The sequence below is a fragment of the Achromobacter aegrifaciens genome (assembly GCF_902859965.1).
GTDB lineage: Bacteria > Pseudomonadota > Gammaproteobacteria > Burkholderiales > Burkholderiaceae_B > Achromobacter > Achromobacter aegrifaciens.
The window spans coordinates 87,784-114,214 of record NZ_CADIKO010000007.1; the positions used below are offsets into that span (position 1 = coordinate 87,784).

Below are 26,431 nucleotides of genomic sequence, written 5' to 3' on the forward strand. Positions count from 1 at the left end.
CTAGTACCCTTCCTCGACCTGGGCGGTTACCAGTACCAGGGTTGTCGTGCGTTCCGAGGCGGCGCTGTCCAGGCCGCCAGTGATGAGCGGCAGACTCGGCGCAAGCCGCTGGCGGTCATGCTGTTCCTGGCCGCGGTCGAAACCGGAAACGATAATGGGCTGGCCGGGGCGCAGCTCGACCTGCTGCACCGTGCCGTTGCCGTCGATCGTGACCTGCTGGACCTGCACCTGGTTGCCGCGCTCGCCGAACGTGATGGTCTTCAGGGGCTGGGCAACCGCGTTGTCGTAGGCCAGCGACAACAGGATCTGGCCGTCCTCCTGGATGTCCGGCAACAGCGTCAGGAACGAACCTACCGTTTCTTCCTTCTGGCTGATGGATACCGCGGGCAGCGTACCGTTGGCGCCCCCCGCCGTGGTGCCTGGGACCGCAGTGCTCTGCACCCGGTCGATGTAGCTGAATGTCGTTCTTACCGCATGCGTAACCGGACGACGGTTCAGGGTCAGGATGGGCACCTTGTTGTGCCGCACGACCGCGCCCATGGTGCTGAGCGCGGAGATGATGGCCTGAGAGCCTTGGTATGGCCCCCTGGCCGCGGAAGCCTCCAGGCTGCCCCCGCCCGATCCGGCTCCAGGCACCGACAACCGCGCCGCCGCTCCCGCCGCGGCGTAGACGATGTTCCAGTCGATGCCGCCCGAAACGGCGTCGTTGGCAACGACCGTGATTTCCTCGAACACCAGCCGCACCCGACGGGTCAGCGCCTTGTTCTCGCGCTCGAGGTAGCGGGCGACGCGCTCGAGCGCTTCGGGCGTATCCGTGACGACAATCGAAGTGGAGCCCTCGACCGCTTCGGCGACCACGCCGGAACGTGTGAGGAACGGCACGATGTTGGCGCGCAGGACGGCCATCGCGTCATGCTGTCCCGCCGATAGGGAGGTATTGGACGTGCTCTCGAAGCCTTCGCCCTCGGGGCTGCCTTCGCGGCCCAGGCGCACGTCCACTTTGCTGCTCAGCGACAGCGCGCGCAAATCAAACACACGAGTCTCGGTGCGGTAGAACTCGAGCGCGTTGTGCTCGTAGCGCCAATGCACCGAGAAGCGCGCGGCCAGCGTGTCGAGCAAGTCGGCCAGCGGCTGCGCGCCCGCGCGGATCTCCAGGCTGGCGGGGGCCGGCACGGACAATGCGCCATTGACGGCCAGCCGAGGCAGGAACAACTCCAGCGGCAGCAAGGCGTCGGGACGCACTCGCACTGCAATGCCGGTGGCGGCGCTCAGGCGCTGGGCCAGCATCGGCAGATCGGCGTCGTCGGCCAGTATCAAGGTTGTCCGCAGGTTCTCGCGCAATGCGGGCGGCAGCGCCACTTCTCGCGCCAGCGGCTGCGGTTTGCCGGCAAGCCAAGGCATGGCGACATCCTGGGCCGCGACGCGCTTGGCGCGATCCGACAATCCTTCGGTGAAGGCCTGATGGCTGGCGGCCACCTGGGCTTGACGCGCGTTCGCCGCGCGGCGCTGGTCCGCAACCTGCTGCGACACCGCGCAGCCGCCCAATACTCCGCAGGCCGCCGCACTCAAGAACAGTTTGCGCATCATGTCGCGGCCCCTCCTGGCGCAGCCATGCGCGTGCAGGACTGTGCCAATGGCACCACGCGCAGGACCCGGTTGCCGTAGAAGCATGGCTGCAGGGGCCTTTCGGCGAGTTCCGTGGCGCCCAGCAGTTCGCGCACGGCCGACTTGAAGTCGCCGGAGAATTCGGCCGTTGCCGACAAGGGAATGTCCACGTCCACGGCCCAGTGCTGCGGCTGGAAGGTCCAGCCCGCCAGATCCGACCAGCGCGCCAGCACGGCACGCAGCGTGGCGTCCGGCGGCGCCGCGCGGTAGACGGGCTGCGGCGCTGAGACCGGCGCCGATGCGACGCCGGCGGCCGGGGCCGACGCAACGCCCGCGGCGGGAGCCGCGCCCGCCAACGGCCCGGCGGCTTGCAGCGCGCCGATGGCGGGCAGCGCCGGTTCGGTGGGCCGCGCCGGACCGATGCGCTCAGCCACGACGGCTGGCGCCAGCGGCGCAGGCTCATCCTGCGGCCTGCTCTCCGCCCGGGCGTCGGCGACCGGTTGCAGGCGCTGCGCGCGGGCGCTCAGACGCCCGCCGCGAAACAGCAGCCCGCTCCACCCTCCCGCCAGCACGACATAGGGGTCGCGCCGCAAGTAGGGCAAGGCGCGCTCGCCGTCGCTGCCTACGCCGAAAATCGCCGGGAGCGGCTGGCCCGGCGCGAATTGCAGCCAGGTTTCCTTGCCGTCGTCGAACACCTGCATGGGCGCAACCGAGGGATCGCCGGACAATTGCCAATCGAAGCGGAAGCCTTGGGCCGCCTGCCGCGAGGCTTCCCATGAAGTTGCGGCCGGACTCTTGCCGGCCCCTGTGCAGGCCCCCAGGCAGGACAGCCCTGCCGCCAGAAAGAAGAAACGAACCATGCCTCACCGCGAGCAAAAGGCGCACCGGAATCGATACGCATGAGAGGCATGGTGGATGAGCGGCCCCAGCGTCACCAGACTGGCATGTACGCATGGATGGTTTGGTCGCGCGGCGGACGGACGAAAAAAAACCCGGTCCAGGGACCGGGTTTGCATCAGGATTCGGCGGCGTCTGCGCCGCCTGCCTGGATCAGCGTTGCGCCGCGATGCTGCGTGCCTGGGTGGCGGCGTTGTTCAGCGCCGCCACCGGCGGCACCTTGCCTTCGAAGGCATCGTTCAGTTGCTGGTTCAGCACGGGCTCGATGCGCGTGTAGTTGGCCATGCGGAAACCGCGGCTGTTTGCCGTGGGGTTGGTGCGCATGGAGGCAATCAGCGCCTGGACGCCCGGAATGCGGTTATAGAACGACACGTCCGAGGCGCGGAAAGCGGCCTCGGTCAAGGGCAGGTAGCCGGTGCGCTGGTGCCATTCCGCGGCGATGACAGGCTTGGACAGCCAGGCCAGGAACTGGGCGGTGGCCTTTTCCTCGGCTTGGGGATGGCCTTCCAGCGCCCACAGCGCCGAACCGCTCACGAAGGGCTTGCCACCGTCCTTGGTGGCCTGCTCGTAGTAAGGCAGCGGCGCCACGCCGAAGGACAGCGACTTGGTGTTGAGGAACTGGCCGAACGCGCCGGTGTTGGCGGTCAGCACAGCGCATTCACCCTTGGCGAACAGCTTGTCGCTGGCGTTGTCGCCCGAATGCGCCATGAACAGCAGCGAACGCTTCCAGCTGACCATCAGCGAGATGTGGCGCATGTAAAGCGTGTCGAACTGCATGGCCGGCGCGGCCGACTTCTTGGTGACCGCGTCCAGCCCGTTGTTGTTGCTGGTGAACTGCTGGTTGTTGATCGGCGCCAGGTTCTCCAGGTGGACCGTGACCTGGTCGCTGGAGGCGTAGGGGCAGTCAATATCCGCCACGTCGCGCAGCTTCAGCAGCTCGCCTTGCAGAGCGGTCCACGTGCGCGCGGGCTTGTTGGGATCCAGGCCGGCCTTCTTGTAGGCGGCGGTGTTGTAGAACATCACCGGCACTTCGGCCATCCAGGGGAAGGCCAGCAGGCGGCCCTTGCTGTCGCGCGTGAAGCTGCTGGTGGCCGGCACGAACCAGTTCAGGTCCTTGATCGGGTACTTGGCCAGCAGTTCGTACAGCGGCAGCACGGCCTTGTGCTGGGCGACGACTTCAGGCGAATGGTTATCGGTCAACTGCAGCAGGTTCGGGCCCTTCTTGGCCTTGACCGCCGTGACGGCTTCCTGTTCCAGCGCGCTGGGCGAGGCGAAGCCGCGCAGCGTCACGCGGACCTCGTCCTGCTCCTTGTTGTATTGCTTGGCGAGCTTTTCGAACTCGGCCTTGTTTGCGTCGGTCAGCGTGTGCCAGACCTGGATCTCGACCGCGGCGGCATTCGCCGCACCCGCCATCGCCATGGCGGCGCCGAACAACCATGCGCGCCGGCTGGCGAACATCGCGCGGGCAACGCCCGCCAATTGCAGATTCTTCATAGGTTCACAGACCAAGAAAAGGAAATTCCGGTTCCGGCCGCCTACCGCTGAGCAGATCGGCCAATGCCCGGCCCGAGCCAACGCCCATCGTCCAGCCGAGCGTACCGTGTCCTGTGTTGACGTACAGGTTGGGGATACGGCTGCGGCCGATGATGGGCACGTTCGAGGGAGTGGACGGGCGCAAGCCCGACCAATAACTGACGCGCTCGAAATCGAGCGCGTCGGGAAAAAGTTCGCGCGCCAAGCGGGTCATGGCTTCGCAACGTCCGGTGTTCAGGCTGCGGGAATAGCCCGACAGCTCGGCGGTTCCGGCCATGCGCAGGCGGTCGCCCAGGCGCGAGAAAACCACCTTGTGGCTGCTGTCCGTCAGGCTGACCGTGGGCGTGGCGTCCGGCTTGATCACCGGGAAAGTCGCGGAATAGCCCTTGGCCGGATAGACGTTGCAGGGCACGCCCAGCGGCCGCAGCAGGTAGGGGCTGAAACTGCCCATCGCCACGACGTAGGCGTCGGCCGACAAGGCGCCGTAACGGCCATCGGGTTCGATGATCTCGACGCTTTGCACCGTGCCGCCGGTGGTCAGCAGGCGCGTGGCGCGCGTGCTGTAGCGGAATTCGACGCCGGCCCGGGCGCAACGCTCGGCCAGGGCCACGGTGAACAGGTGCACGTCGCCGCTCTCGTCCTCGGGCGTGTAATCGCCGCCGACGATGGTCTGGCGGTGCGGCGCCAGCGCGGGCTCGATGGCGATGACCTCGTCGGTCGATACCACACGGCGTTCCACGCCGAAGTCGCGCATCAGGCCCGCGGCGCGCTGCGAGTTTTCGAATTCGTGCGGATCGCGGTAGAAATTGAGGATGCCGCGTTCCAGGTGATCGTATTGGATGCCCAGTTCAGCGCGCATGCTGCGCAGGGTCGCGCGGCTGTATTCCGCCATGCGGACCATGGCGCGGATATTGGGAGCCAGGCGGCTGGGCAGGCACTCGCGCAGGAACGCCAGCCCCCACATCCATTGCCGCCAGTCCAGTTGCGGACGGAACAGCAGCGGGGCGTCGTCCTGGAACATCCATTTGAGCAGCTTGAGCGGGGCTTGGGGATTGGCCCAGGGTTCGGCGTAGGAGACCGAGATCTGCGCGCCATTGGCCAGACTGGTTTCCTGGGCGGGACCGGTGCAGCGATCTATGACGACGACGTCATGGCCGGCCTGGTTCAGCCACCAGGCGCTGGAGATTCCGATGATGCCGCCACCCAATACCGCTACTTTCATGCCCGCATTGCTCCTTGCGTGCCAGCTCGGTCCGCCGACCCGATGTCCGCGCCCCATGGCAAGCTGCTGCCCGGCAGTTTACCCCGGCGCTTTGCCCGCGCCTATGGAATAAAAAGGGGCGGAAGTCACAAACCTTTCCAGGCCCGCTCGTTCCACCCCGATTCGCTCATGCCCTGTTACTCAAGACTGGGTTGCAGCCTTGGCCAGGTCCGCTTCGGACGTGAAGGCGTCGGCGTAGAACTCTTCGGGCGGCAAGCCGTTCTGGGCGCTGAATTCGCGCCTTGCGGCGTCCACCATCAGTGGCGTGCCGCAGGCATAGACCTGATGGCCCGACAGGTCGACGATGTCCTGCATGACGGCTTCGTGGACAAAGCCGGTGCGCCCGGTCCAGCCGTCTTCCTGTACGGCATTGGAGACTACCGGCACGTAGCGGAAATCGGGCAGCATGCCGGTCCACGATTGGGCCAGCGCGTCCATGTAGAGGTCGCGCGGACGGCGTCCGCCCCAATACAGCGCCACGGGGCGCTTGATGTTGTTGTGGATCATGTGCTCGACAATGGCCTTGACCGGGGCAAAGCCCGTGCCGCTGGCCAGGAGCACGACTGGCTTGTCGCTGTCTTCACGCAGGAAGAAGGAACCGAACGGCCCTTCCAGGCGCAGGATCTCACGCTCTTTCATCTGCGTGTCGCCGGCGCCGAACACGTGGTCGGTGAACACGCCGCCGGGCATATGCCGGATGTGCAGTTCAAGCGGGCTGCCGGTGTGGGGCGCGCCGGCCATCGAATAGCTGCGCCGGCGGCCGTCCTTCAGGATGACTTCGATGTACTGGCCGGCGTAGTAGCGGAACTGCTCGGAGGCGGGCAACTGCAGCTTGATCACGGTGACGTCCGGGGCCACGCGTTCCAGCGCCTGCACGCGCGAAGGCAGCTTGCGGATCTGGATATCGCTGGCCAGGCGGACTTCGGTGGATTCGACCACCATGTCGGATTCAGGCCGGGCCTGGCAGAACAACGTGTAGCCGCCGGCCAGTTCCTCGGGCGAAAGAATCTGCGCGGGATACTGCCCCGCGTCGAACTCCCCGGACACCACGCGGCCCTTGCAGGTGGAGCAGGCGCCGTTGCGACAGCTGTACGGCAGGACGATGCCAGCGGCCAGCGCGCCATCGAGCACGGTCTGGCCGGGTTCGACCGGGAATTGATGCTGGCTGGGTTGGATGATGACCTGGAAGCTCATGATGAAACGGTTCAGGGTGTTAGCGGAGCGCCTCGTTCGCGAGGCGCTCCGCCCGGCCCGGCCTCAGGCCGGGAACTTGCGGATTTCCTTGACGCGGTTGGCGTCGTCCACCAGCACCACCAGCGGCTTGTGCGTGGCCGAGTCGGCCTCGGACATCGGGCCGTAGGTGCAGATGATCATCAGGTCGCCGACCTGGGCGCGGCGCGCGGCGGCGCCGTTCAAGGAGATGGCGCCGCTGCCGCGGGCCGCCTTGATGATGTAGGTGTCGAAACGTTCACCGTTGGTGACGTTATAGAGCTCGATGCGTTCGAACTCGCGCATGCCGGCAGCGTCCAGCAAGTCTTCGTCGATGCCGCAAGACCCCTCGTAGTGGAGGTCGGCTTCGGTGACCGTGACGCGGTGCAGTTTTGCCCGCAGCATGATGCGTTGCATGATAAATATCCTGGTTTCGCGGCCCGGAACGCGAAGTGTTGCAAGAGTGATGCCCGGCACCCGGTTTTGCCGTATGAACCCGGTATTCTATAATTTTTGCCGCAGCGGGACGGCCCGCTGCCGCGCGCGGCGACTAGGCTGGCGCGTTTGATTCTGGGGACGGCCCCTCGCGCCGGCGACACGCCGGCAGCACAAGGTAGGAGTCGTAATGACCTGGATCATCCTGGTACTCGCAGGCCTGTTTGAAATCGTCTGGGCCGTAGGCCTGAAATACACCCACGGATTCACCCGTTTCTGGCCTTCGGCCATCACCGCGGGAGGCATGGCCATCAGCGTCTGGCTGCTGGCGGTCGCCATGAAATCCCTGCCCCTGGGCACGGCCTATGCGGTGTGGGTAGGCATCGGCACGATCGGCGCCTTCGTGGCCGGCATCGTGCTGTTCGGCGAATCCACCAGCTGGATGCGCATCGCCAGCGTCGCCCTCATCGTGCTCGGCCTGGTGGGCCTGAAGCTGTCCTCGGCCTAAGGCCCCGGCGGCGAGGCCCCGGATTCAGAAATCCAGTTCGATCCCGACCTCGTCGCCGACCTTCAGGCGCGCGCCCTCGGGCGCGTCCAGGATGGCGTTCTGGCCGAACACCACGCCGATTTCCAGATTGCGGTAGCCGGCCAGTGTGCGGCCAGGCTCTTCATACTGCTGGGCGGTGTTCTGGTCGATGTCGGGAATCGAGCAACGGGTGCAAGGCTTGACGAAAGCCATCTTCACGCCCGCGGCTTCGATCAGGGCGGTGTGGTCTTCCTCGAAGGCTTCCCATTCGCCCTGGACCACGATATTGGGTCGGAAGCGGTCCATCGGCACCGGCGCCACGCCCTTGGCCTGCAGGCGGGCGTTCAGGTCATCCAGCGAGGCCTGGTTGGCCACCAGCAGCGGGAAGCCGTCAGCAAAGCCAAAGCAGTGCTGGCCCGCGAACGGTTCGGCCAGGTCTGGATGCGCGTCCACCCAGCGCGACACCCAGTCCGGCTTGGCGTTGCGTTGCGCGGCCGCGTCCACCTTGTACAGACGGCACGGCGTCTTCAGGAAGTCGGAAAACCACTGCCCGGCCGCCGCGCTTTCGCGCCGGCCGGACGTGGTATCGCTCCACACGGCCACGGACTGCGCCTCTTGTTCCAGTCCCGATCCGTCCAGGGCAACGTCCAGATCGGACATGCCCGGCGCTGACAGGCGCAGCGTGTCGGCCGTGAGCGCCGTGCGGATCAGGGCCATCGCAGGCCATTGGCGCTGCGTCATGAACTGGCCATCGGCGCCGACCAGCATCCAGCGGCGGTCGTGGGCCAGCCCAGCGCGGTCGATGGGCGATTCGTCCAGGGCAATGCCCGCGCAGGATTTGACCGGGTAGATGTGCAGGCTGAGGATGCGGGCGGACATGGCGTGCGGAGTCTCGATGGGGCGAAGTGCGCAGAGAATAGCAGACGCCCGGAAGAAAAAATGCCCAGGCAGCGCCTGGGCATTTTCACAGGAGGCTCAGCCCCCCACCAGCTTCAAGGTATCCAGCGGGGTGACCGCCTTGAATCCCTTGCGCGTCGCGATGTGCTCGGGACGCGGAGTCAGGCCGTACTTGGGCGGGTTCAGCGTGTTTTCCATGCTGTTGTAGACCATGAACACGTTGGCGCGCGGCCACGGCGAGATGTTGCTGTTGGAGCCGTGCATCGTGTTGCAGTCGAAGAACACCACCGAACCGGCCTTGGCCGTCATGGAGCGGATACCGCCCTGCTCCACCAGCAGCTGCAGGCTGACCGGATCCGGCACGCCGTATTCCTGCTTCTTCAGCGACTGCTTGTAGTGTTCATTCGGCGTCTCGCCCACGCACGAGATGAACTGGCGATGCGATCCGGGCACCAGCATCAAGGGGCCGTTGCACTCGTTGTTGTCGGTCAGCAGCACCGAGCAGCTCAGCGCGCGCATCGCCGGCATGCCGTCCTCGACGTGCCAGGTTTCGAAGTCGGAGTGCCAGTAGAACTCCTTGCCCTTGAAACCGGGCTTCATGTTGGCGCGCGACTGGTGGATGTACACCTCGGACCCCAGGATCTGCCGCGCCACATTGACCAGGCGCGGATCGCGCACCAGGCGCGACAGGATGGGATTGAGCACGTGCACCATGAAGATCGAGCGCACCGCATTGCTGCCGGGCTCGGTGATGGACTCTTCGCGGCGCACGATCGAGGGGTCGCGCGTCATGCGCTCGACCTCGGTGGACAGCGCGCGGATTTCATCTTCGGAAAACAGGTTCTCCAGCAGGATGAAGCCGTCGCGCTCGTATTGCTCGACCTGGCCGGCGTTCAATGCGCTGGCGTACTGGCCGTTTTCATAGACCACCGGGTCCTGGCGGGCGATGATGGCGGAACTTCGATCCGTACGGGAGGCGTACGGATCCTGTGCAGGTGAGATCATGCGAACCTCCTTGTGTTTCAGGCCGCTTGGGCTTCGGCTTCAGGCAAGGCGTAGACGCCTTCTTTGTCATGCACTTCCTGGCCGGTCAGCGGCGGGTTGAAGACGCAGATGACGCGCAGCGGCTCCTTGCCGCCGCACAGCCAGTGCTCGTCGTGTTCGTTCAGGGCGTAGACCACGCCGGGTCCCAGTTCGTACTTCTTGCCGTCGGCGATGGTCTCGATGGAACCGTCGCCTTCGATGCACCACACCGCTTCAAGATGGTTCTTGTAGTGGATGTGGGTGCGGCCGCCCGGAAAGATGGTGGTCTCGTGAAAGGAGAAACCCATGCCGTCCTTCTTGAGCAGCACGCGGCGGCTGACCCAGGTGTCGGTGCGGACTTCGTCGGCGGTGCCGATCACATCTTTGACATTGCGTACGATCATTGACGTTTTCCTCCAAATTTCAGGATGCGGGCGGACTGCCCTTCTTCGGCGAGCGCTTCCGCGACACTGGCTTCGATCACGTCCAGGCCCTTGCTGAGCAGCTCTTCCTCGATGGTCAGCGCGGGCAGCAGCTTGAGCACTTCATCGTGCGCGCCCGAGGTCTCGATCACGACGCCTTTCTTGAAGGCGTTCTGCGCGATGCGGTTGGCCAGCGCGGGCGTGGCGTTGCACACCAGGCCCTGGATCAGGCCGCGGCCGCGCACCGACAGGCCGGCGTTGGGATAGCTGTGAACCAGGTTCTCCAGCCAGTCGCGCACCTGGCGCTCCTTGCGCTGGATTTCGGTGGCGAAGGCGGTGTTGGCCCAATAGGTTTCCAGCGCCTGCGCGGCCGTGACGAAGGCCAGGTTGTTGCCGCGGAAGGTGCCGCTATGGGCGCCGGGTTTCCAGATGTCCAGCTCGGGCTTCATCAGCACCAGCGACATCGGCAGGCCGAAGCCCGACAGCGATTTCGACAGGGTAATGATGTCGGGGCGGATACCCGCGGACTCGAAGCTGAAGAACGTGCCGGTGCGCCCGCAGCCAACCTGGATGTCGTCCACGATCAGCAGCATGTCGTGGCGCTTGCACAGCTTTTCCAGTTCCTTCAGCCAGCGCAGCGTCGCCACGTTGACGCCGCCTTCGCCCTGCACCGTTTCCACGATGACGGCCGCCGGCTTGTCCATGCCGCTGCTGGGATCTTCCAGCATGCGTTCAAGATAGGCCATGGTGTCCACGTCCGGACCGAAGTATCCGTCGTAGGGCATGAAGGTGGTGTTGCCCAGCGCATAGCCGGACGCGTCGCGGAACTTCATATTGGCCGTCACCGCCAACGAGCCGCCGCTCACGCCATGGAAACCATGGGTGAAAGAGATGACGTTGGGACGTCCCTTGACCTGGCGCGCGATCTTCAGCGCAGCTTCAACCGCGTTGGTGCCGGTGGGACCGGTGAACTGCAAGGTGTATTGCCAGTTCCGCGGCTTGAGCAGCACGCGGTCCACCGTCTCCAGGAAACGCTTCTTCGCGCTGGTGGCCATGTCCAGGCCATGCACCACGCCGTCCGACTGGACGTACTCCAGCAGCTTTTCCTTGAGAACAGGATTGTTGTGGCCATAGTTCAGCGTGCCGGCGCCGCTGAAGAAATCGATGTATTCGGTGCCGTCCTCATCGATCAGGGTCGAGCCCCTGGCCTGGCTGAATATCACGGGGAACGACCGGATGTAGCCCCGTACCTCCGACTCCATCCGGTCAAAGATCTTCAAGTCCATGATTAATCCTCCCTTTTCATCTCATGAGTGGACGGACGGCCAGAACCCTTCCGGGTGCGCTTGCGCATCCGGATCGGCCAACCATCCCGGTAATTCGATAAGACCGCTGGGCTTGCGCCGCCCCTAGGGGGCTGGCAAGGCGAACGGACCTATCCTCAACAACATCTCGTCGTCATGGTCCGCGCCGCCGAAAAGCTGCCGGTCGAAGAACGGCTGCTCGGAGACGTGGGCGCCGAGTTCGCTGGCCAAGCCGGCAAAGCTGCGGCGCGATGCCTGGTTGTCAGGCCCCACCGTGGTTTCGAGATAGCGGACATGCTCGAGACCCTTGCGGCGCAAGAGCTCGCGGAGCATGGCGCGGCCCAGTCGATGGCCGCGTGCGCGGGTGTGCACCGCGACCTGCCAGACAAACAAGGTGTCGGGCCGGTCCGGGATCACGTATGCGGAGATAAAACCGTCGATGCGTCCGCCGGCGCTTTCGGCCAGGACGCAGGTGTCGCGGAAATGCTCAGCGAGGAGCAGGTACGCGTAGAGGGAATTCAGGTCGAGCGGCGGGCACTCGGAAATGAGGCGGTGGATGGCGGCGCCGTCTTTGCGGTCGGGCAGACGCATGGTATGGGTCTGCGCGCTGACCGCCGGCGCCACGGCACTTGAGAGGGTTGGGGTATCCAGTTCGGTTTTCTTCATGCAACGATTCCCGATTCAGGGGGTGCCCCGCCCGTGGGCACTTCAAGGATGGGCGAAGACACGTCGCCATGCGTGTCGACGGCGGCCTGGCCGTCCTGCTCCATGAGCGCCACGATGCGCTCCAGGGACAGCGTGATGGTGGCCTGTTCCAGTTCGGGCAAGGCATTGAGCGCGTCGGCCAGATGCTTTTGCAGCGGCGACGGCGCGCCTTGCGCCAGTTCGCGGCCCGCGTCCGTGGCCGTGACGAATACGATGCGACGGTCTTCGCGGCCGCGTTCGCGGCGGATCAAGCCCTTGTCTTCCAGGCGATCCAGGATCCCGACCACGGTGCTGGGACTGACGTGCATTTCGCGGCTGATCGCGGTGGCCGTCATCGGACCGTTGGCGATCACGGTGCGCAGGCACATCAGTTGCGGCGCCGTAATGTGGCTGACGGCGGACAACTGGCGCGAATGCAAGGCGATGGAACGCGTGATGCGGCGCAGGGCCCGCAAGATGCGCAAATCGTATTGCTGTGCAGGGTCGGATTTCGCGGTGTCAGTCATGGGAAAACGTGTTCGGTCAAATTCATTTCTACACAAATGATATGCGCACGATTCATTCCCGTCAAACAAAAATCCCGTTGCGTGATGTAAGTAAATGAGCGCCGATTTGCGGGAATTGGCAGCGAATTTCAAGGACTTACCTGCGAGCGAGCTTGCCTGAACCGTCAGGCGCTCTAGGTGGAACCCCTTATAAAAACATATGTTTTTTTATTGATTCAAGATTTATCATCTGTTTTTTTACAGCCTCTTCCCGCCGTACATGTCCTTGCCGTCCGACCTCCTCCTGACCCTCCAGGAAAAACTGGAACAACTGCCGCCGGAACTGCAGCGGGCGGCGCATTGGGTCGTGGCGCACCCCGCCGAGGTCGGCCTGTGGTCCATGCGGCGCCAGGCCCAGACCCTGGGCGTGGCGCCGGCAACCATGCTGCGGCTGGCGCGGGCCGTCGGCTTTTCCAGCTACGAGGATTTCCGTCAGCCCTTCCAGCAGGCCCTGGCAGGGCAGGCCGCGCCGGGACTGCGCGAGCGCGCTGCCGCGCTGCAGGCCGCGGCGGGCGAACCCGCGGCGCCCGGGCACGACGTGCTCACCGACTATCAGGTTCGGGCCATGAGCTCCGTCTGCGCGCTGAACCCGCCCTCCGCCTTCGACGCCGCGGTGCAGACCCTGCTGGAAGCCAGGCAGGTCGGCTTCCTGGGCACGCGCTCAGCCTTCGGCATTGCCTTCCAGATGCGCTACGCCTACCAGCTGGTGCGGCGCAACAGCGTGCTCATAGACGGCCTGGGCGGCGCGCCCGCCGAGCAAGCCGACAACCTGGGACCCGGCGACGCGCTGATCGTGATCTCGCAGGCGCCCTATCCCACCGCCACCGTGCAACTGGCCCGCCAGGCCGCGCAGCGCGGCGTGGCGCTGATCGCGCTGACCGATGACCCCTTGTCGCCGCTGGCGGTCGACGCCCGCCACACCCTGCGCTTCGCGCCTCCTGACCGCGAAGGCGTGCGGGCCCGCCCGGCGCGCCAGGGGCCCGGGTCGTTCTTTCACACCACCGCCGGCCTGCTGGGCCTGGCGGAGCACCTGATCGCCCGCCTGACCGCGCGCGGCGGCGAGGAGGTGCTGAACCGGCTGACCGAAGTGGAACAGCGCCTGCTCAACGACAACGTTTACTGGAGCGCGCCGCCGCGCCGCCCCGCCTGACATCCCGTCCGGATTCGCCTTCAACCTCCTGCATTGCGGAATTGCCCCATGAGCCACACCCATGTCATGCATCGTTCATTGCGCCAGACGCCTCCCGTCGCGGTCCGCGGCCAGGGCGTGTGGGTCTACGACAGCGCCGGCCGCTCCTACCTCGATGGTTCGGGCGGCGCGGCGGTCTCCTGCCTGGGACACAACCACCCCGATATCCAGGCCGCCATGCATGCGCAGATCGACGCGCTGGCCTATGCCCACACCAGCTTTTTCACGACCAAGGTCGCGGAGCAATTGGCCGAGCGCCTGGTGGCCGATGCGCCGCCGGGCATTTCCCATGCCTACTTCGTCTCGGGCGGCTCGGAAGCGGTCGAAGCCGCGCTGAAAATGGCGCGGCAGTACTTCGTGGAAATCGGCCAGCCGGAACGCCGCCACATCGTCGCGCGGCGCCAGAGCTATCACGGCAACACGCTGGGCGCGCTGGCGGTGGGCGGCAATGCCTGGCGCCGCGCGCAGTTCGCGCCGCTGTTGATCGAGGTCGAGCACGTGTCGCCCTGCTACGCCTACCGCGACCAGCGCGAGGACGAAAGCCCCGAGCAATACGGCGAACGTCTGGCGCAGGAACTGGAACAGACCTTCGAGCGCCTGGGTCCGGATACGGTGATGGCTTTCGTGGCCGAACCCGTGGTCGGCGCCACCGCCGGCGCCGTCACGGCTGTGCCGGGTTATTTCCGCCGCGTCCGCGAAGTCTGCGACCGTCACGGCGTGCTGCTGATCGCCGACGAGGTCATGTGCGGCATGGGCCGCACCGGCACGCTGTACGCAGTGGAACAGGAAGGCGTCACGCCTGACCTGATCACCATCGCCAAGGGCCTGGGCGGCGGCTATCAGCCGATCGGCGCGGTGATGGTGCAGCAGCGCATCGTGGATGCCATGCAGCAAGGCAGCGGCTTCTTCCAGCATGGCCACACCTATCTGGGCCATGCGATTGCCTGCGCCGCGTCGCTCGCCGTGCAGGAGGTGATCCGGCGCGACGGCCTGCTGGCGCGCGTGCAAGCGCAGGGCGCAGGCTTGCGCCAGCGGCTGGAGAGCGCGCTGGGCGCGCATCCGCACGTCGGCGACATCCGCGGCCGCGGCCTCTTCATGGGCATCGAGCTGGTGCAGGACCGCGCCAGCAAGCAGACCTTCGACCCCGCGCTGTCGCTGCACGCGCGCATCAAGCGCGAAGCCATGGCGCTCGGTTTGATGGTCTACCCGATGGGCGGCACCATCGACGGCCGCCACGGCGACCACGTGCTGCTCGCCCCGCCCTTCATCATCTCCGACGATGAACTGGACCAGTTGACCGAACGTCTGAGCGGCGCCATCGACGCCGCCATCGCGCAGGCGCGCGCCTAGCCGCCTGCTGCAAGCGCGGCGCAAGCGATTGCGCCGTGCCGCCCGCCTGGCGCGGGCTCGTGATGATACGCACAGGGTGCTCCGCGGCTCGCGGGGCGCACCAACCGCCGGCCAAGACCGGCAATATCACGGGGAAAAACCCCAAAAGGAGTTTGCATGACCACGTCCGTCAAACACCCCTTGGGCCATCGCAACGCCTGGACGCTCGCAGCCGCGGGCCTTGCCACGGCATTGCTGTCCACGGCGCCGGCGCCCGCCGCCGCCCAACAGAAGTTCGTCAGTATCGGCACGGGCGGCGTCACCGGCGTCTACTATGCCGCCGGCGGCGCCATCTGCCGTCTGGTCAACAAGGATCGTTCCAGTCACGGCATCCGTTGCTCGGTCGAATCGACCGGCGGCTCGGTCTTCAACGCCAACACCATCAAGGCCGGTGAGCTGGACCTGGGCGTGGTGCAATCCGACGTCGGCTTCAACGCCTACAAGGGCGAAGGCCAGTTCAAGCAGGCCGGACCGTACACCAAGCTGCGCTCGGTGTTCTCCATCCACCCCGAGCCCTTCACCGTCGTGACGCGCAAGGAAGCGAACATCAAGAGCTTCGAAGACCTCAAGGGCAAGCGCTTCAACGTCGGCAACCCCGGCTCGGGCACGCGCGCCTCGATGGAGGAGTTGCTGAGCACCATGGGCTGGACGCTGAAGGACTTCTCGCTGGCGTCCGAACTGCGTCCCGACGAGCACGGTTCCGCGCTGTGCGACGGCAAGATCGACGGCTTCTTCTATGGCGTGGGCCACCCCTCGGCCAACATCCAGGACCCCACCACCAGCTGCGGCGCCAAGCTCGTGTCGCTGACCGGTCCCGCCGTGGACAAGCTGGTCGAGAAGTACCCGTACTACGCCCACGCCTCGATTCCGGCCGGGCTGTATCCGAACAACCCGACGGAAACCAAGACTTACGGCGTGACCGCTACCTTCGTCACTTCTGCCGACGTGCCCGAGGCGACGGTCTACACCGTGGTCAAGGCGGTGTTCGACAACTTCGACGACTTCAAGAAGCTGCACCCCGCGTTTGCCAACCTGAAGGCGGCGGACATGGTGAAGAACGGACTGTCGGCGCCGCTGCATCCGGGCGCCGAGAAGTACTTCAAGGAAAAGGGCCTGCTCTGAGGCCCAGGCCCAAGGGCCGCTGAAACGGCACGCATGTGTGGCCGGGTCTAATCCCGCCACGCAGGCTGCCGTCCCCTGCGCACAGCAAGCGCGGGGGCTCAACGCGCGCCGCGCCGCCGGCGCGCGCCATGACACGTAGGGGAATTTCATGAATAAAGAGCCGCATACGCCGGCCCCGGACCTGGAACAGCTGGTCGCCGACGCCGACCGCGGAGGCCGCAATGTGCGCGGCCTGGCGGGCGCCACCTTGGCGGCGGGCGCGCTGATCTGGTCCCTCTTCCAGCTCTGGTACGCGTCGCCGCTGCCGTTCTCCCTGAATTGGGGCATCTTCAACGACACCGAGGCGCGCGCCCTGCACCTGGGCATCGCCATGTTCCTGGGCTATCTGGCCTACCCCGCCAGCAAGCGCTCGGCGCGCGACCGCATGCCCTGGTACGACTGGGCGCTGGCGCTGATGGCGGGCTTCTGCGGCAGCTATCTGTACGTCTTCTACAACGAGCTGGCGGGCCGTCCCGGCCAGCCGACCACCATGGACGTGGCCACTGCCGCGATTGGCCTGGCGCTGCTGCTGGAGGTGACGCGCCGCGCGCTCGGCCTGCCCATGACCGTGCTGGGCCTGGTGTTCGTGGCCTACGCGCTGGCCGGTCCCTGGTTGCCCGACGTGCTGGCGCACCGCGGCGCGTCGCTGGAACGCCTGATGTCGCACATGTGGCTGACAACGGAAGGCGTCTATGGCGTGGCGCTGGGCGTATCGGTGTCGTACATCTTCATCTTCGTGCTGCTGGGCTCGATGCTGGACAAGTGCGGCGCGGGCAACTACATGATGCAGGTGTCGTTCGCGCTGCTGGGGCACCTGCGCGGCGGGCCGGCCAAGGTGGCGGTGGTGTCCTCCGCCGTCAACGGCCTGGTGTCGGCGTCGTCGGTGGCCAATGTGGTGACGGGCGGCATCTTCACGATTCCGCTGATGAAGAAGGCCGGATACGGCGGCGTGCGCGCCGGGGCCATCGAGACCGCCTCGTCCGTCAACGGCCAGATCATGCCGCCGGTGATGGGCGCAGCCGCCTTTTTGATGATCGAGTATGTCGGCATTCCTTACACCGACATCATCCGCCACGCGATCCTGCCGGCCGCGATCTCCTACATCGCGCTGTTCTACATCGTCCACCTGGAAGCCCTGAAACTGGGCATCCAGCCCATGATGGCCTCGGGTCCCGCGCGCACGCCGCTGCAGAAGCTGGCCGGATGGGGCATGGGCATCAGCGGCACCTTGCTGGTGATGGGCGCGGTCTACTGGATAGGCACGGGCGTGCAGGCCGTGGCAGGCGCCGCGGCCATCTGGGTGTTGCTGGCCATCCTGGCCGTGCTCTATCTGTGGCTGCTGCGCGTGGCGGCGCGCCACCCCGACTTGCCGCAGGACATCGACATCAACCACCCCGTGCGCCCGCAACCCTGGCCCACGGTGCGCGCCGGGCTCTACTTTCTGATTCCCATCGGCATCCTGGTCTGGTGCCTGAGCGTGGAAGAGCTGTCGGCCGGACTGTCGGCGTTCTGGGCGGCGATGGCGATGCTGTTCCAGATGGTGACGCAGCGTCCGCTGATCGCCTGGTTCCGCAAGCAGCCGGTGTCCGCGGCCTGGCGCCACGGCTGGCGCGACGCCATCGGCGGCCTGGAGGACGGCGCCCGCAACATGATAGGCATCGCCATCGCCTGCGGCACCGCCGGACTGATCGTGGGCGCCATCACCCTGACCGGCCTGGGCCTGCGCATGACGGCCTTCGTCGAACTGGTGTCCATGGGCAACGTGCTGCTGATGCTGATCTTCACGGCGGTGGTGTGCCTGATCCTGGGCCTGGGCATGCCGACCACGGCCAACTACATCCTGATGGCGACGCTGATGGCGCCCGTGGTGGTGGAGCTGGGCGCGCAGAGCGGCCTGGTGATTCCGCTGATCGCGGTGCACATGTTCGTCTTCTACTACGGCATCATGGCCGACATCACCCCACCCGTCGGCCTGGCGACCTTCGCGGCCGCCGCCATCTCGGGCGAGGACCCGATCAAGACCGGCATCCAGGGCGTGACCTACGCGGCGCGCACGGCCATCCTGCCGTTCATGTTCGTGTTCAACCCCATGCTGCTGCTGATCGACGTCACCTACGGTTGGGAACTGGCGCTGGTCGTGACGGGCGCCACGATCGCCTCGCTGACCTTCGCCGCCGCCACCATGCGCTGGTTCCGCGTGCGCTGCACGCTGGCCGAAGTCGGCGTGCTGCTGCTGGTCACGTTCATGCTGTTCCGTCCGGACTGGTTCATGGACCATTTCGCGCCGCGCCATGAAAGCCGTCCGGCCTCCGAGATGCAGGCCATCGCGGGCGCGCTGCCCGACAATGGAAGGCTGACGGTGGTGCTGCGCGGCATCAACCTGGAAGGCGACGAACTGACCAAGACGGTGGCCGTTGCCCTGCCCGAATTGACCGACAACCCGGGCGGGCAGGACGCAGGCCGCAAGCGCCTGGCCGAGGCCGGACTGACACTGATGAGCCTGGGCGACCAGACGCAGATCGGCGGCGTGCGTTTCGGCAGCCGCGCCCAGCGCGCCGGCTGGGAACAAGGCTGGGACGTGCTGGAAGTGAAGGCGCCCAACCCGCAGCGCTGGTCCGACTTCTGGGTATATGTGCCGGCGTTGCTGCTGCTGGCAGGCATGTGGGCGCGCCAGGGCCGGCGCGACGGCGGCGCCCCCGTCGGCCGGCTGCGCGCCAAGCCGGTCTGATCAGTCAGCCCGCGCGCGCCGCCAGGCCGGCCAGGCGCCGATGGTGAGCGCGCGCAGGAACCACTCGACCGGGCCGTAGGCGTGGCGCCGCAGCCACCAGGCGGACAGCGGCAACTGCGCCGCGAATATCGCGACGGCAATGCAGAACGTCGCCAGCGGCGAGACCGAGCCGAACAGGCGCAGGCCCCAAGCGGTGAAAAGAAAGGCGCAGACCACGGATTGCATCAGGTAGTTGCTCAATGCCATCCGCCCGGCGGGCGCGAGCCAGCCCGCCAGCCGCGCCCCCGGCTGCGTGCGCATGGCCAGCAGCAAGGCCGCCGCGTACGACATGCTGAGCAACGGCGCGGTCAGCAGGTCCACCGCCAGGCCCGGCAGTTCCCAGGCTGCCCCCGCTGACGGCAGCGTGCTGAAGGCGTAGGCCGCAGAACCGGCCAGGCCTGGCGCCAGGCCCAGCGCGCACAGCAACCACAGCACACGCGGCTGACGCCAGGGATCGGCCAGCGCGTTACGGCGGCCCAGCGCGTAGCCCGCCAGGAACATTGCGAACGCGAACGGCCCTTGCACGAACAGCACCGTGAACCACACGCCCCCGGTCAGCTCTTTCCAGTGCTGCGCGATGGTCGTGCCTATGCTGCCCCGGTAGGCGTCGATCGCCGCCAGGGCGTCCGCGTGGTACTGCGCCTCGTACCCGGGCGACACCGGGTCCAGATAGCTCAATGCGCCCAGAATGGCCCACAACGAGGCCGTCAGCACGATGAGCCACAGCGAAATGCGCAGCGCCCGCCGCGGCTCCATCCGCCGGCACAGCAGCAGCGCCAGGCCCAGCAATGCGTAGGTCAGCAGTATGTCGCCCTGGTAGAACAGCATCGCGTGCGCCAGGCCCAGCAAAGCCAGGCCCGCCAAGCGGCGCAGGAAGCGCGGCGCAAAAGCCGCCTGGCTGCGTTCGGCAGCGGTCATCTGCAAGGTGAAGCTGTACCCGAACAGGAAAGAGAACAGCAGGTAGAACTTGGTCTCGAACAGCCACGCGATCAGCCAGCGCACGGCCAGGTCCAAGGGCTGCGAGTACGCCGGGTCGGCCACGCCGGCGCCATAGAACGGCGACGAGAACACGCCGATGTTGACCACCAGGATGCCGAAGAGCGCGAAGCCGCGCAGCGCATCGACCTGCTCAAGCCGCGCATGGGTTGCCGCCGCGCTCATGCCTGCCCCCCTGCGGCTGCGCCTTGTTGCGCGTCGCCAGGCAGGCACCGCGACAAGGCCTGTTCCAGGAGACGGCTGCCGGCCGCCGCGCCAAAGGCGGGGTCGACCACCGACCGGCTGTAGACGCCGTCCAGCAGCAACAACAGCGTATCGGCCATCTCGGCTGCCGCCTGCGGCGGCGTGCGTTGTGCCCACACCGTTTCCAGCAAGGCCATCAACCCGGCCTTGCGCGCCGCCTCGTTCTCCAGCACCAGCGCGTGCACGCGCGGGTTGCGCACGGCTTCGGCCAGGATCTCCATGCCCAGCCTGACGTAGGCCGGGTCTTGATGCTGCGCCAACTGCGCGGCGACCCAATCCGTCAACGCCCGCCTCGCGTCGGGCGCGGCGCACGCTTGCCGCATGCGTTCGCGCGCGGACTCGGTATCCGACGCAATCATCGCTTCGATGATTTCCGCCTTGCTGCCGTAGTAGTGGAACAGGTTGCCGGGGCTCATGCCGGCGCGGGCGCAGATCTGCGCCGTCGAGGTCGAATGGAAGCCCTGCTCTGCAAAGCAATCCGCTGCGGCGGCCAATATCTGGGTGCGCCGTTCCTGCTGCTTGATGGGGTCGATCTTGCGCATGCTATTAATAGACTGAATGATCTATCTATTAAATACCGGGATCGCGCAGCCGGTCAACAGACGAAAAAATGGCGGGCCGCAGCCCGCCATTCTCTTGTCTGCCCGCCCGGAACCTAGCCCAGCACCGGCGACAGCACCACCGGCTGCTTGGGCCGCACATCCAGCGCCCGCCCCTTGCGGGCGCGCTTGCCGATGTACGGCGCCAGCGCGTCGCCCGCCAGGATGTCCTCGGTGTGCTTGTTGCGGTAGATGCCGGCCGCGCGCAGGCCGCCCGCGCCGATGGGCACGGTCTGGTCCAGCTTGTCGGTCCCGTCCAGCCCCATCAGGATGGTGCCGCGGCCGCCGCCGGACAGCGTCTTGACCTCGTCCAGGCCGAACACCAGGAACTTGCCCTTGTGCGACAGCAACGCCAATTGCTTGGCGCCGTCGAACAGCGGCACCGGACGCAGCAGTTCGTCGCCCTCTTCCAGGGTGATGAACTGCTTGCCGGCGCGCTGGCGGCTGACCATGTCGGACAGCTTGGCGGCAAAGCCGTAGCCGCCGCGCGTAGCCAGCAGCCAGCGGCTGTCGGGCGCGGCCGCGATCGTGTGGACGATACGCGTGCCGCTGCCCAGGTCGATCATGGTGGTGACCGGCTGGCCGTCGCCGCGGGCCGAAGGCAGCCCGGCGACCGGCACCGAATAGACGCGGCCGTTGTCGCCCATGGCGATCAGCGTGTCGGTGGTGCGGCACTCGAAGGCGCCGTACAGATCGTCGCCCTGCTTGAAGCCGAATTGCGACGCATCGTGGCCGTGGCCCTGGCGGGCGCGCAGCCAACCCTTCTGCGACACGATCACGGTGACGGGCTCGTCCAGCACCTTGGTTTCGAGCACGGCGCGTTCGGCGGTCTCGATCAACGTGCGGCGGTCGTCGCCGTATTGCTTGGCGTCGGCCTCGATTTCCTTGACCAGCAGGCGCTTGAGCGAAGCGGGATTGTCCAGCAGTTCCTGCAGGCGCACCTGTTCGTCACGCTTGTCGGCCAGTTCCTGCTCGATCTTGAAGCCTTCCAGGCGGGCCAACTGGCGCAGGCGCATTTCCAGGATGTCCTCGGCCTGGCGTTCGGACAGCTTGAAGCGTTCCATCAGCGCGGCGCGCGGCTCGTCGGATTCGCGGATCGTCTGGATGACTTCGTCCACGTTCAGGTAGACGACCATGCGGCCTTCCAGCACGTGGATGCGGTCGATGACCTTGTCCAGGCGGAAGCGCGTGCGGCGCACCACGGTGTTGGTGCGGAACGCCAGCCACTCGACCAGGATGTCGCGCAGCCCCTTCTGGCGCGGCCTGCCATCGGTGCCGATGCACACCAGGTTGATGGACGAGCTGCTTTCCATGCTGGTCTGCGCCAGCAGCGTGTTGACGAATTCGTCGCGGTCCACGCGCGAGGTCTTGGGTTCGAAGACCAGGCGCACGGCGGCGTCCTTGCCCGACTCGTCGCGCACGGCGTCCAGCAGGTTCAGCATCACCGCCTTGGCCTGCGTCTGCTCGGGCGTCAGGCTCTTCTTGCCGGTCTTGACCTTGGGGTTGGTGATTTCCTCGATCTCTTCCAGCACCTTCTGGCCCGAGGTGCCCGGCGGCAGCTCGGTGACCACCAGTTGCCATTGGCCGCGCGCCATTTCCTCGAACTGCCAGCGCGCTCGCACCTTGAGCGAACCGCGGCCGCCCGCGTAGATCTGGGCGATGTCCTCGGCCGGCGTGATGATCTGCCCGCCGCCCGCGAAATCCGGACCCGGGATCAGGGCGTGCAGCTCGGCGTCCGGCATCTGCGGATGCTTCAGCAGCGCCACGCAGGCCTGCGCCACTTCGCGCAGGTTGTGCGGCGGGATCTCGGTCGCCATGCCGACCGCGATGCCCGAGGCGCCGTTGAGCAGCATCACGGGCAGGCGCGCCGGCAACATCTGCGGCTCTTGCTGGCTGCCGTCGTAGTTGGGCACGAAGTCCACGGTGCCTTCGTCCAGCTCGTCCAGCAGCAGCTTGGCGATGGGGGTAAGGCGGGCTTCCGTGTAGCGCATGGCGGCGGCGTTGTCGCCGTCGCGCGAACCGAAGTTGCCCTGGCCGTCGATCAGCGGATAGCGCAGCGAGAAATCCTGCGCCATGCGCACCATGGCGTCATAGGCGGCCTGGTCGCCGTGCGGGTGATACTTGCCCAGCACGTCGCCCACGACGCGCGCGGACTTGACGGGCTTGGCGCCAGCGGCCAGCCCCATCGCCTGCATGGCGAAGAGAATGCGCCGCTGCACGGGCTTCTGCCCGTCGCCCACGTCCGGCAGGGCGCGGCCGCGCACCACGGACACCGCGTAGTCCAGATAGGCTTGCTCGGCGTAGCGCGCCAGGGTGATGGCGGCGTCGCCATCGCCACCGCCATCGCCATCGCCGCCGGGCGGATTGGAATCGAACAAGCCGGGTTGATTGCTGTCGGTCATGATGTATTCAGGTAGACAATTTCATCGAAACGGCGTCAAAGCGCCTGCGCGGACGACATCAGCTGCGTATCGGCGACATGCGCGCGCAACTGGGTCCGCACCGCATCCAACGTGGCGGCGTCCTGCCCGCGCTTGGGGATGATCACGCCTTGCAAGGTGCCGAGAATGACATAGAGATGCTGTGGGGTTTCCTCGACCCGCCGCACATCGGACCAGTCCATGCGTCCGGAGGCGGTGGCAGTGGTATCCGTGATGCCGTCGGGGCCGAAGTCCAGCTGATGCCGTCCCAGGAAAAGCTCGTCGGGCTGACGCTTCAGCATGCGGCGCGTGTTCATCCTGACCAGCGAGGGCAGGACGTACTCGTAAGCCAGCGCCAGGAGCGCAAGAATGCCCAGGCCCACCGCCAAGCCCTGGAAATACACGGGCAGGATCCGCCCCCAGTTCGGCGTATTGCCGTCCCAGGTCTGCCAGATCAGGTAGGCCAGCAGGGCCACGATCATCAGGACCGCGAAACGCAGATGGGAGCGGTAGCGGCGGCGGCGCAGCTCCGGCCGCTTGTACACGTAAGCGGCGAAGTCGGCGTAGTCGTCGGCAGTCATCTGGACGTCCATGCGGGCCGAGCCGGGCGCGGACCCGGCCATCAGATGTCCAGCTCCGCCAGATTGCCCTTCTCTTCGATCCAGGCGCGGCGCTGCGAGGACTCGCCCTTGCCCATCAGCATGTCGAACATGCGGGTGGTGTCTTCGGGCGTCTGGTCGCCATAGCCCACGGGCAGGAGGCGGCGCGTGTCCGGATTCATGGTGGTTTCCCAGAGTTGCTCGGGATTCATTTCGCCCAGGCCCTTGAAGCGGCTGACGGCCCAGGCGCCTTCACGCACGCCTTCCTTGCGCAGCTTGTCCTGCGCGGCCTCGAGTTCGCCTTCATCCAGGCAGTAGATCTTGCGCGCCGGACGCTTGCCCTGCGCCGGCACGTCCAGCCGGAACAGCGGCGGCTTGGCCACGAACACGTTGCCGGCTTCGACCAGCTTGGGGAAGTGCTTATAGAACAGCGTCAGCAACAGCACCTGGATGTGCGAACCGTCGACGTCGGCGTCGGACAGGATGCAGATGCGGCCGTAGCGCAGGCCCGACAGGTCCGGGGTATCGCCGGGACCGTGCGGGTCCACGCCGATGGCGACGGAAATGTCATGGATTTCGTTGTTGGCGAAGAGCCGGTCGCGATCCACTTCCCAGGAATTGAGCACTTTGCCGCGCAGCGGCAGGATGGCCTGGAATTCCTTGTCGCGGCCCATCTTGGCCGAACCGCCCGCGGAGTCGCCCTCGACCAGGAAGACTTCGGTGCGGGTCGCGTCGCTGGATTCGCAATCGGTCAGCTTGCCCGGCAGCACGGCCACGCCCGAGCTCTTGCGCTTTTCGACCTTCTGGGCCGAGCGCTGGCGCGCCTGGGCCTGGCGGATGGCCAGTTCGGCCAGCTTCTTGCCGTATTCGACGTTACTGTGCAGCCACAGGTCCAGCGCGCTCTTGGAGAAGCCGCCGACCAGGCGCACCGCGTCGCGGCTGTTCAGGCGTTCCTTGATCTGGCCCTGGAACTGCGGATCCAGCACCTTGGCCGACAAGACGAAGCTGGCGCGGGCGAACACGTCTTCCGGCAGCAGCTTGACGCCCTTGGGCAGCAGGCTGTGCAGCTCGGCGAAACCCTTGACCGCGCCGAACAGGCCTTCGCGCAGGCCCGATTCATGGGTGCCGCCGGCAGGCGTCGGAATCAGGTTCACGTACGACTCGCGCACGGCGTTGCCGTCCTCGGTCCAGGCCACCACCCACTGGGCGCCCTCGCCTTCGGCGAAGTTCTCGTGGTCGGCCCCGGCGTACTGTTCGCCTTCGAAGAACGGCACCATCAGCTCCGCCCCGGCCAGCGCCTCGGACAGATAGCCGCGCAGGCCGTCCTGGTACTGCCAGGTCTTGGTGTCGCCGGTTTTCTCGTTGACCAGGGAAACCTTGACGCCCGGCAGCAGCACGGCCTTGCTGCGCAGGAGGTGTGTCAGCTCGCCCAGCGGAATGTTGGGGCTGTCGAAATACTTGGCGTCCGGCCAGACGCGCACGCGGGTGCCGGACTTCTTGCGGCCACCCTGGTCGTAGGGCGCCAGGGGCTCGGCCACGTCGCCGCCCTTGAAGACCAGGCGGTTGACGGCGCCATCGCGCCACACCACCACTTCCAGGCGCGTGGCCAGGGCGTTGGTGACGGACACGCCCACGCCGTGCAAGCCGCCGGAAAAGGCGTAGGCGCCGCCGCCCGCCTTGTCGAACTTGCCGCCTGCGTGCAGGCGCGTGAACACCAGCTCCACCACGGGAGCGTTCTCTTCAGGGTGCAAGCCAACGGGAATGCCGCGCCCGTCGTCCTCGACGGAAACGCTGCCGTCGACGTGCAGCGTGACCTGGATCTGCTTGCCGTATCCGGCCAATGCCTCGTCTGCGGCGTTATCAATGACCTCCTGCACGACGTGCAGGGGGTTTTCGGTTCGGGTGTACATGCCCGGGCGCTGGCGCACGGGCTCCAGTCCCTTCAGGACGCGAATGGACGCCTCGGTGTAACGTGGAGTGGCCAAGTTATCCCCAACATCTGTGGAAAAAAACCGACATTTTACGGATAAGTCCAGATTCTGCGCGGCTCCCAGTGGGATGAGCACGACCTGACCAGCTCCGAATTCGGTAGGATGGTGACAGTCACAGCCAGCGCATCGGGTCGGTACCGCCCGGATCGCGACAACTGCGCCGCAACATCCTACACAAATCCAGCAACTCCTGTTGTTATTAACAGTGGTATGCCTGTTGATATTGACAGTGGTATGCTTGAGTCCATCCACAAACAAGAACAACGGCGGGGCGCGTCCCTTTTTACGCGCCTTTTGCTGCCGAACCGAGAATCACCATCATGAGCGACCAAATCAAGAACGTCAGTGACGCCAGCTTCGATGCCGATGTGTTGAAATCCGGCCAGCCGGTGCTGGTGGACTACTGGGCTGCCTGGTGCGGCCCCTGCAAGATGATTGCCCCGATCCTGGAAGAAGTCGCCACGGAGTACGCTGGCCGCCTGACGATCGCCAAGCTGAACGTCGATGAAAACCAGGGCACCGCCACCAAGTACGGCATCCGCGGCATTCCCACCCTTATGCTCTTTAAAGACGGCCAAGCCGCCGCCACCAAAGTTGGCGCGCTGTCGAAGTCGCAACTGACCGCATTCCTGGACGGCGCGCTGTAAGCCGCGTGCCGTGAACGAAGGCGCCGCCCTCGGGGCGGCGCTCATTCAATACCGCGTGTGCCCGTCCG

General features: G+C 66.3%; 23 protein-coding genes. 6 read left to right on the top strand and 17 right to left on the bottom strand.

The window, feature by feature from the left end; genetic code table 11:
• From HV793_RS29760 to panD, 6 genes are all read right to left on the bottom strand, one after another.
• On the bottom strand, positions 1 to 1,587 hold the full coding sequence (locus tag HV793_RS29760; protein ID WP_175162555.1) for a type II secretion system protein GspD: 1,587 nt from the start codon (positions 1,585 to 1,587) through the stop codon (positions 1 to 3).
• Positions 1,584 to 2,465 (bottom strand): TrbG/VirB9 family P-type conjugative transfer protein, encoded by an 882-nt coding sequence (locus tag HV793_RS29765; protein WP_175214389.1) that lies wholly within the window; start codon positions 2,463 to 2,465, stop codon positions 1,584 to 1,586. The genes HV793_RS29760 and HV793_RS29765 overlap by 4 nt, the downstream gene beginning before the upstream one ends.
• Before the next feature lie 190 nt (positions 2,466 to 2,655).
• On the bottom strand, positions 2,656 to 3,996 hold the full coding sequence (locus HV793_RS29770) for an extracellular solute-binding protein (protein ID WP_054458690.1): 1,341 nt from the start codon (positions 3,994 to 3,996) through the stop codon (positions 2,656 to 2,658).
• Positions 3,997 to 4,000: 4 nt separating this feature from the next.
• Positions 4,001 to 5,257: a D-amino acid dehydrogenase gene (locus tag HV793_RS29775; RefSeq protein WP_054458692.1), complete on the bottom strand. Its 1,257-nt coding sequence runs from the start codon at positions 5,255 to 5,257 to the stop codon at positions 4,001 to 4,003.
• Between the two features lie 180 nt (positions 5,258 to 5,437).
• A complete protein-coding gene (locus HV793_RS29780; protein WP_175214390.1) occupies positions 5,438 to 6,490 on the bottom strand; it encodes a CDP-6-deoxy-delta-3,4-glucoseen reductase in 1,053 nt (350 codons plus the stop codon).
• A gap of 63 nt (positions 6,491 to 6,553) precedes the next feature.
• Positions 6,554 to 6,922, bottom strand: a complete 369-nt coding sequence (panD, locus tag HV793_RS29785; protein WP_013392804.1) for an aspartate 1-decarboxylase — start codon at positions 6,920 to 6,922, stop codon at positions 6,554 to 6,556.
• 208 nt (positions 6,923 to 7,130) lie between these two features.
• Between panD and sugE the strand changes: the two genes are divergently transcribed.
• Positions 7,131 to 7,448 carry a quaternary ammonium compound efflux SMR transporter SugE gene (gene sugE / locus HV793_RS29790; protein WP_013392803.1) on the top strand — a complete coding sequence of 106 codons (318 nt, stop codon included), beginning with the start codon at positions 7,131 to 7,133 and terminating at the stop codon, positions 7,446 to 7,448.
• A 24-nt stretch (positions 7,449 to 7,472) separates the two neighbouring features.
• On the opposite strand, the gene HV793_RS29795 is transcribed toward sugE, so the two are convergent.
• The 6 genes from HV793_RS29795 to HV793_RS29820 form a co-directional block, all read right to left on the bottom strand.
• A complete protein-coding gene (locus HV793_RS29795; RefSeq protein ID WP_054458695.1) occupies positions 7,473 to 8,345 on the bottom strand; it encodes an MOSC domain-containing protein in 873 nt (290 codons plus the stop codon).
• Between the two features lie 96 nt (positions 8,346 to 8,441).
• On the bottom strand, positions 8,442 to 9,368 hold the full coding sequence (gene thpD / locus HV793_RS29800) for an ectoine hydroxylase (protein ID WP_054458697.1): 927 nt from the start codon (positions 9,366 to 9,368) through the stop codon (positions 8,442 to 8,444).
• A 17-nt stretch (positions 9,369 to 9,385) separates the two neighbouring features.
• On the bottom strand, positions 9,386 to 9,790 hold the full coding sequence (locus HV793_RS29805) for an ectoine synthase (RefSeq protein ID WP_006387829.1): 405 nt from the start codon (positions 9,788 to 9,790) through the stop codon (positions 9,386 to 9,388).
• A complete protein-coding gene (gene ectB / locus HV793_RS29810) occupies positions 9,787 to 11,094 on the bottom strand; it encodes a diaminobutyrate--2-oxoglutarate transaminase (protein WP_175214391.1) in 1,308 nt (435 codons plus the stop codon). Before ectB ends, HV793_RS29805 begins: the two co-directional genes overlap by 4 nt.
• A 123-nt stretch (positions 11,095 to 11,217) precedes the next feature.
• Positions 11,218 to 11,778 (bottom strand): diaminobutyrate acetyltransferase, encoded by a 561-nt coding sequence (ectA, locus tag HV793_RS29815; RefSeq protein WP_054458701.1) that lies wholly within the window; start codon positions 11,776 to 11,778, stop codon positions 11,218 to 11,220.
• On the bottom strand, positions 11,775 to 12,323 hold the full coding sequence (locus tag HV793_RS29820) for a MarR family winged helix-turn-helix transcriptional regulator (protein ID WP_054458703.1): 549 nt from the start codon (positions 12,321 to 12,323) through the stop codon (positions 11,775 to 11,777). The genes ectA and HV793_RS29820 overlap by 4 nt, the downstream gene beginning before the upstream one ends.
• A 259-nt stretch (positions 12,324 to 12,582) precedes the next feature.
• On the opposite strand from HV793_RS29820, the gene HV793_RS29825 reads away from it, so the two are divergent.
• The 4 genes from HV793_RS29825 (at position 12,583) to HV793_RS29840 (ending at position 18,829) form a co-directional block, all read left to right on the top strand.
• Positions 12,583 to 13,512, top strand: a complete 930-nt coding sequence (locus tag HV793_RS29825; protein WP_054458705.1) for a MurR/RpiR family transcriptional regulator — start codon at positions 12,583 to 12,585, stop codon at positions 13,510 to 13,512.
• A 48-nt stretch (positions 13,513 to 13,560) separates the two neighbouring features.
• On the top strand, positions 13,561 to 14,901 hold the full coding sequence (locus tag HV793_RS29830; protein ID WP_175214392.1) for an aspartate aminotransferase family protein: 1,341 nt from the start codon (positions 13,561 to 13,563) through the stop codon (positions 14,899 to 14,901).
• Positions 14,902 to 15,057: 156 nt separating this feature from the next.
• Positions 15,058 to 16,062, top strand: coding sequence for a TAXI family TRAP transporter solute-binding subunit (locus HV793_RS29835; RefSeq protein WP_054458708.1), 1,005 nt, complete (start codon positions 15,058 to 15,060; stop codon positions 16,060 to 16,062).
• A 148-nt stretch (positions 16,063 to 16,210) separates the two neighbouring features.
• Positions 16,211 to 18,829: a TRAP transporter permease gene (locus HV793_RS29840; RefSeq protein WP_175214393.1), complete on the top strand. Its 2,619-nt coding sequence runs from the start codon at positions 16,211 to 16,213 to the stop codon at positions 18,827 to 18,829.
• Here HV793_RS29840 and HV793_RS29845 read toward each other — a convergent pair whose 3' ends face one another.
• From HV793_RS29845 to HV793_RS29865, 5 genes are all read right to left on the bottom strand, one after another.
• Positions 18,830 to 20,029 carry a DUF418 domain-containing protein gene (locus HV793_RS29845; protein ID WP_175214394.1) on the bottom strand — a complete coding sequence of 400 codons (1,200 nt, stop codon included), beginning with the start codon at positions 20,027 to 20,029 and terminating at the stop codon, positions 18,830 to 18,832. It abuts the gene before it with no gap.
• Complete coding sequence (locus HV793_RS29850) at positions 20,026 to 20,649, bottom strand: TetR/AcrR family transcriptional regulator (protein WP_175214395.1); 624 nt, start codon at positions 20,647 to 20,649, stop codon at positions 20,026 to 20,028. The genes HV793_RS29845 and HV793_RS29850 overlap by 4 nt, the downstream gene beginning before the upstream one ends.
• A 113-nt stretch (positions 20,650 to 20,762) precedes the next feature.
• Entirely contained in the window at positions 20,763 to 23,108 is a 2,346-nt protein-coding gene (gene parC / locus HV793_RS29855) for a DNA topoisomerase IV subunit A (protein WP_175214396.1), read from the bottom strand.
• A gap of 35 nt (positions 23,109 to 23,143) precedes the next feature.
• Entirely contained in the window at positions 23,144 to 23,749 is a 606-nt protein-coding gene (locus HV793_RS29860; RefSeq protein WP_054458717.1) for a YcxB family protein, read from the bottom strand.
• On the bottom strand, positions 23,749 to 25,710 hold the full coding sequence (locus HV793_RS29865) for a DNA topoisomerase IV subunit B (protein ID WP_054458719.1): 1,962 nt from the start codon (positions 25,708 to 25,710) through the stop codon (positions 23,749 to 23,751). Before HV793_RS29865 ends, HV793_RS29860 begins: the two co-directional genes overlap by 1 nt.
• 326 nt (positions 25,711 to 26,036) lie before the next feature.
• Here HV793_RS29865 and trxA point away from each other — a divergent pair, with 326 nt between their 5' ends.
• A complete protein-coding gene (gene trxA / locus HV793_RS29870; protein ID WP_006218534.1) occupies positions 26,037 to 26,363 on the top strand; it encodes a thioredoxin TrxA in 327 nt (108 codons plus the stop codon).
• Positions 26,364 to 26,431 lie beyond the last annotated feature (68 nt).

What these genes read in the sequence shown, in the direction of transcription:
- HV793_RS29760 (WP_175162555.1), bottom strand. Translation starts at nt 1,587, where the DNA reads ATGATGCGCAAACTGTTCTTGAGTGCGGCGGCCTGCGGAGTATTGGGC.
- HV793_RS29765 (WP_175214389.1), bottom strand. Translation starts at nt 2,465, where the DNA reads ATGGTTCGTTTCTTCTTTCTGGCGGCAGGGCTGTCCTGCCTGGGGGCC.
- HV793_RS29770 (WP_054458690.1), bottom strand. Translation starts at nt 3,996, where the DNA reads ATGAAGAATCTGCAATTGGCGGGCGTTGCCCGCGCGATGTTCGCCAGC.
- HV793_RS29775 (WP_054458692.1), bottom strand. Translation starts at nt 5,257, where the DNA reads ATGAAAGTAGCGGTATTGGGTGGCGGCATCATCGGAATCTCCAGCGCC.
- HV793_RS29780 (WP_175214390.1), bottom strand. Translation starts at nt 6,490, where the DNA reads ATGAGCTTCCAGGTCATCATCCAACCCAGCCAGCATCAATTCCCGGTC.
- panD (WP_013392804.1), bottom strand. Translation starts at nt 6,922, where the DNA reads ATGCAACGCATCATGCTGCGGGCAAAACTGCACCGCGTCACGGTCACC.
- sugE (WP_013392803.1), top strand. Translation starts at nt 7,131, where the DNA reads ATGACCTGGATCATCCTGGTACTCGCAGGCCTGTTTGAAATCGTCTGG.
- HV793_RS29795 (WP_054458695.1), bottom strand. Translation starts at nt 8,345, where the DNA reads ATGTCCGCCCGCATCCTCAGCCTGCACATCTACCCGGTCAAATCCTGC.
- thpD (WP_054458697.1), bottom strand. Translation starts at nt 9,368, where the DNA reads ATGATCTCACCTGCACAGGATCCGTACGCCTCCCGTACGGATCGAAGT.
- HV793_RS29805 (WP_006387829.1), bottom strand. Translation starts at nt 9,790, where the DNA reads ATGATCGTACGCAATGTCAAAGATGTGATCGGCACCGCCGACGAAGTC.
- ectB (WP_175214391.1), bottom strand. Translation starts at nt 11,094, where the DNA reads ATGGACTTGAAGATCTTTGACCGGATGGAGTCGGAGGTACGGGGCTAC.
- ectA (WP_054458701.1), bottom strand. Translation starts at nt 11,778, where the DNA reads ATGAAGAAAACCGAACTGGATACCCCAACCCTCTCAAGTGCCGTGGCG.
- HV793_RS29820 (WP_054458703.1), bottom strand. Translation starts at nt 12,323, where the DNA reads ATGACTGACACCGCGAAATCCGACCCTGCACAGCAATACGATTTGCGC.
- HV793_RS29825 (WP_054458705.1), top strand. Translation starts at nt 12,583, where the DNA reads ATGTCCTTGCCGTCCGACCTCCTCCTGACCCTCCAGGAAAAACTGGAA.
- HV793_RS29830 (WP_175214392.1), top strand. Translation starts at nt 13,561, where the DNA reads ATGAGCCACACCCATGTCATGCATCGTTCATTGCGCCAGACGCCTCCC.
- HV793_RS29835 (WP_054458708.1), top strand. Translation starts at nt 15,058, where the DNA reads ATGACCACGTCCGTCAAACACCCCTTGGGCCATCGCAACGCCTGGACG.
- HV793_RS29840 (WP_175214393.1), top strand. Translation starts at nt 16,211, where the DNA reads ATGAATAAAGAGCCGCATACGCCGGCCCCGGACCTGGAACAGCTGGTC.
- HV793_RS29845 (WP_175214394.1), bottom strand. Translation starts at nt 20,029, where the DNA reads ATGAGCGCGGCGGCAACCCATGCGCGGCTTGAGCAGGTCGATGCGCTG.
- HV793_RS29850 (WP_175214395.1), bottom strand. Translation starts at nt 20,649, where the DNA reads ATGCGCAAGATCGACCCCATCAAGCAGCAGGAACGGCGCACCCAGATA.
- parC (WP_175214396.1), bottom strand. Translation starts at nt 23,108, where the DNA reads ATGACCGACAGCAATCAACCCGGCTTGTTCGATTCCAATCCGCCCGGC.
- HV793_RS29860 (WP_054458717.1), bottom strand. Translation starts at nt 23,749, where the DNA reads ATGGCCGGGTCCGCGCCCGGCTCGGCCCGCATGGACGTCCAGATGACT.
- trxA (WP_006218534.1), top strand. Translation starts at nt 26,037, where the DNA reads ATGAGCGACCAAATCAAGAACGTCAGTGACGCCAGCTTCGATGCCGAT.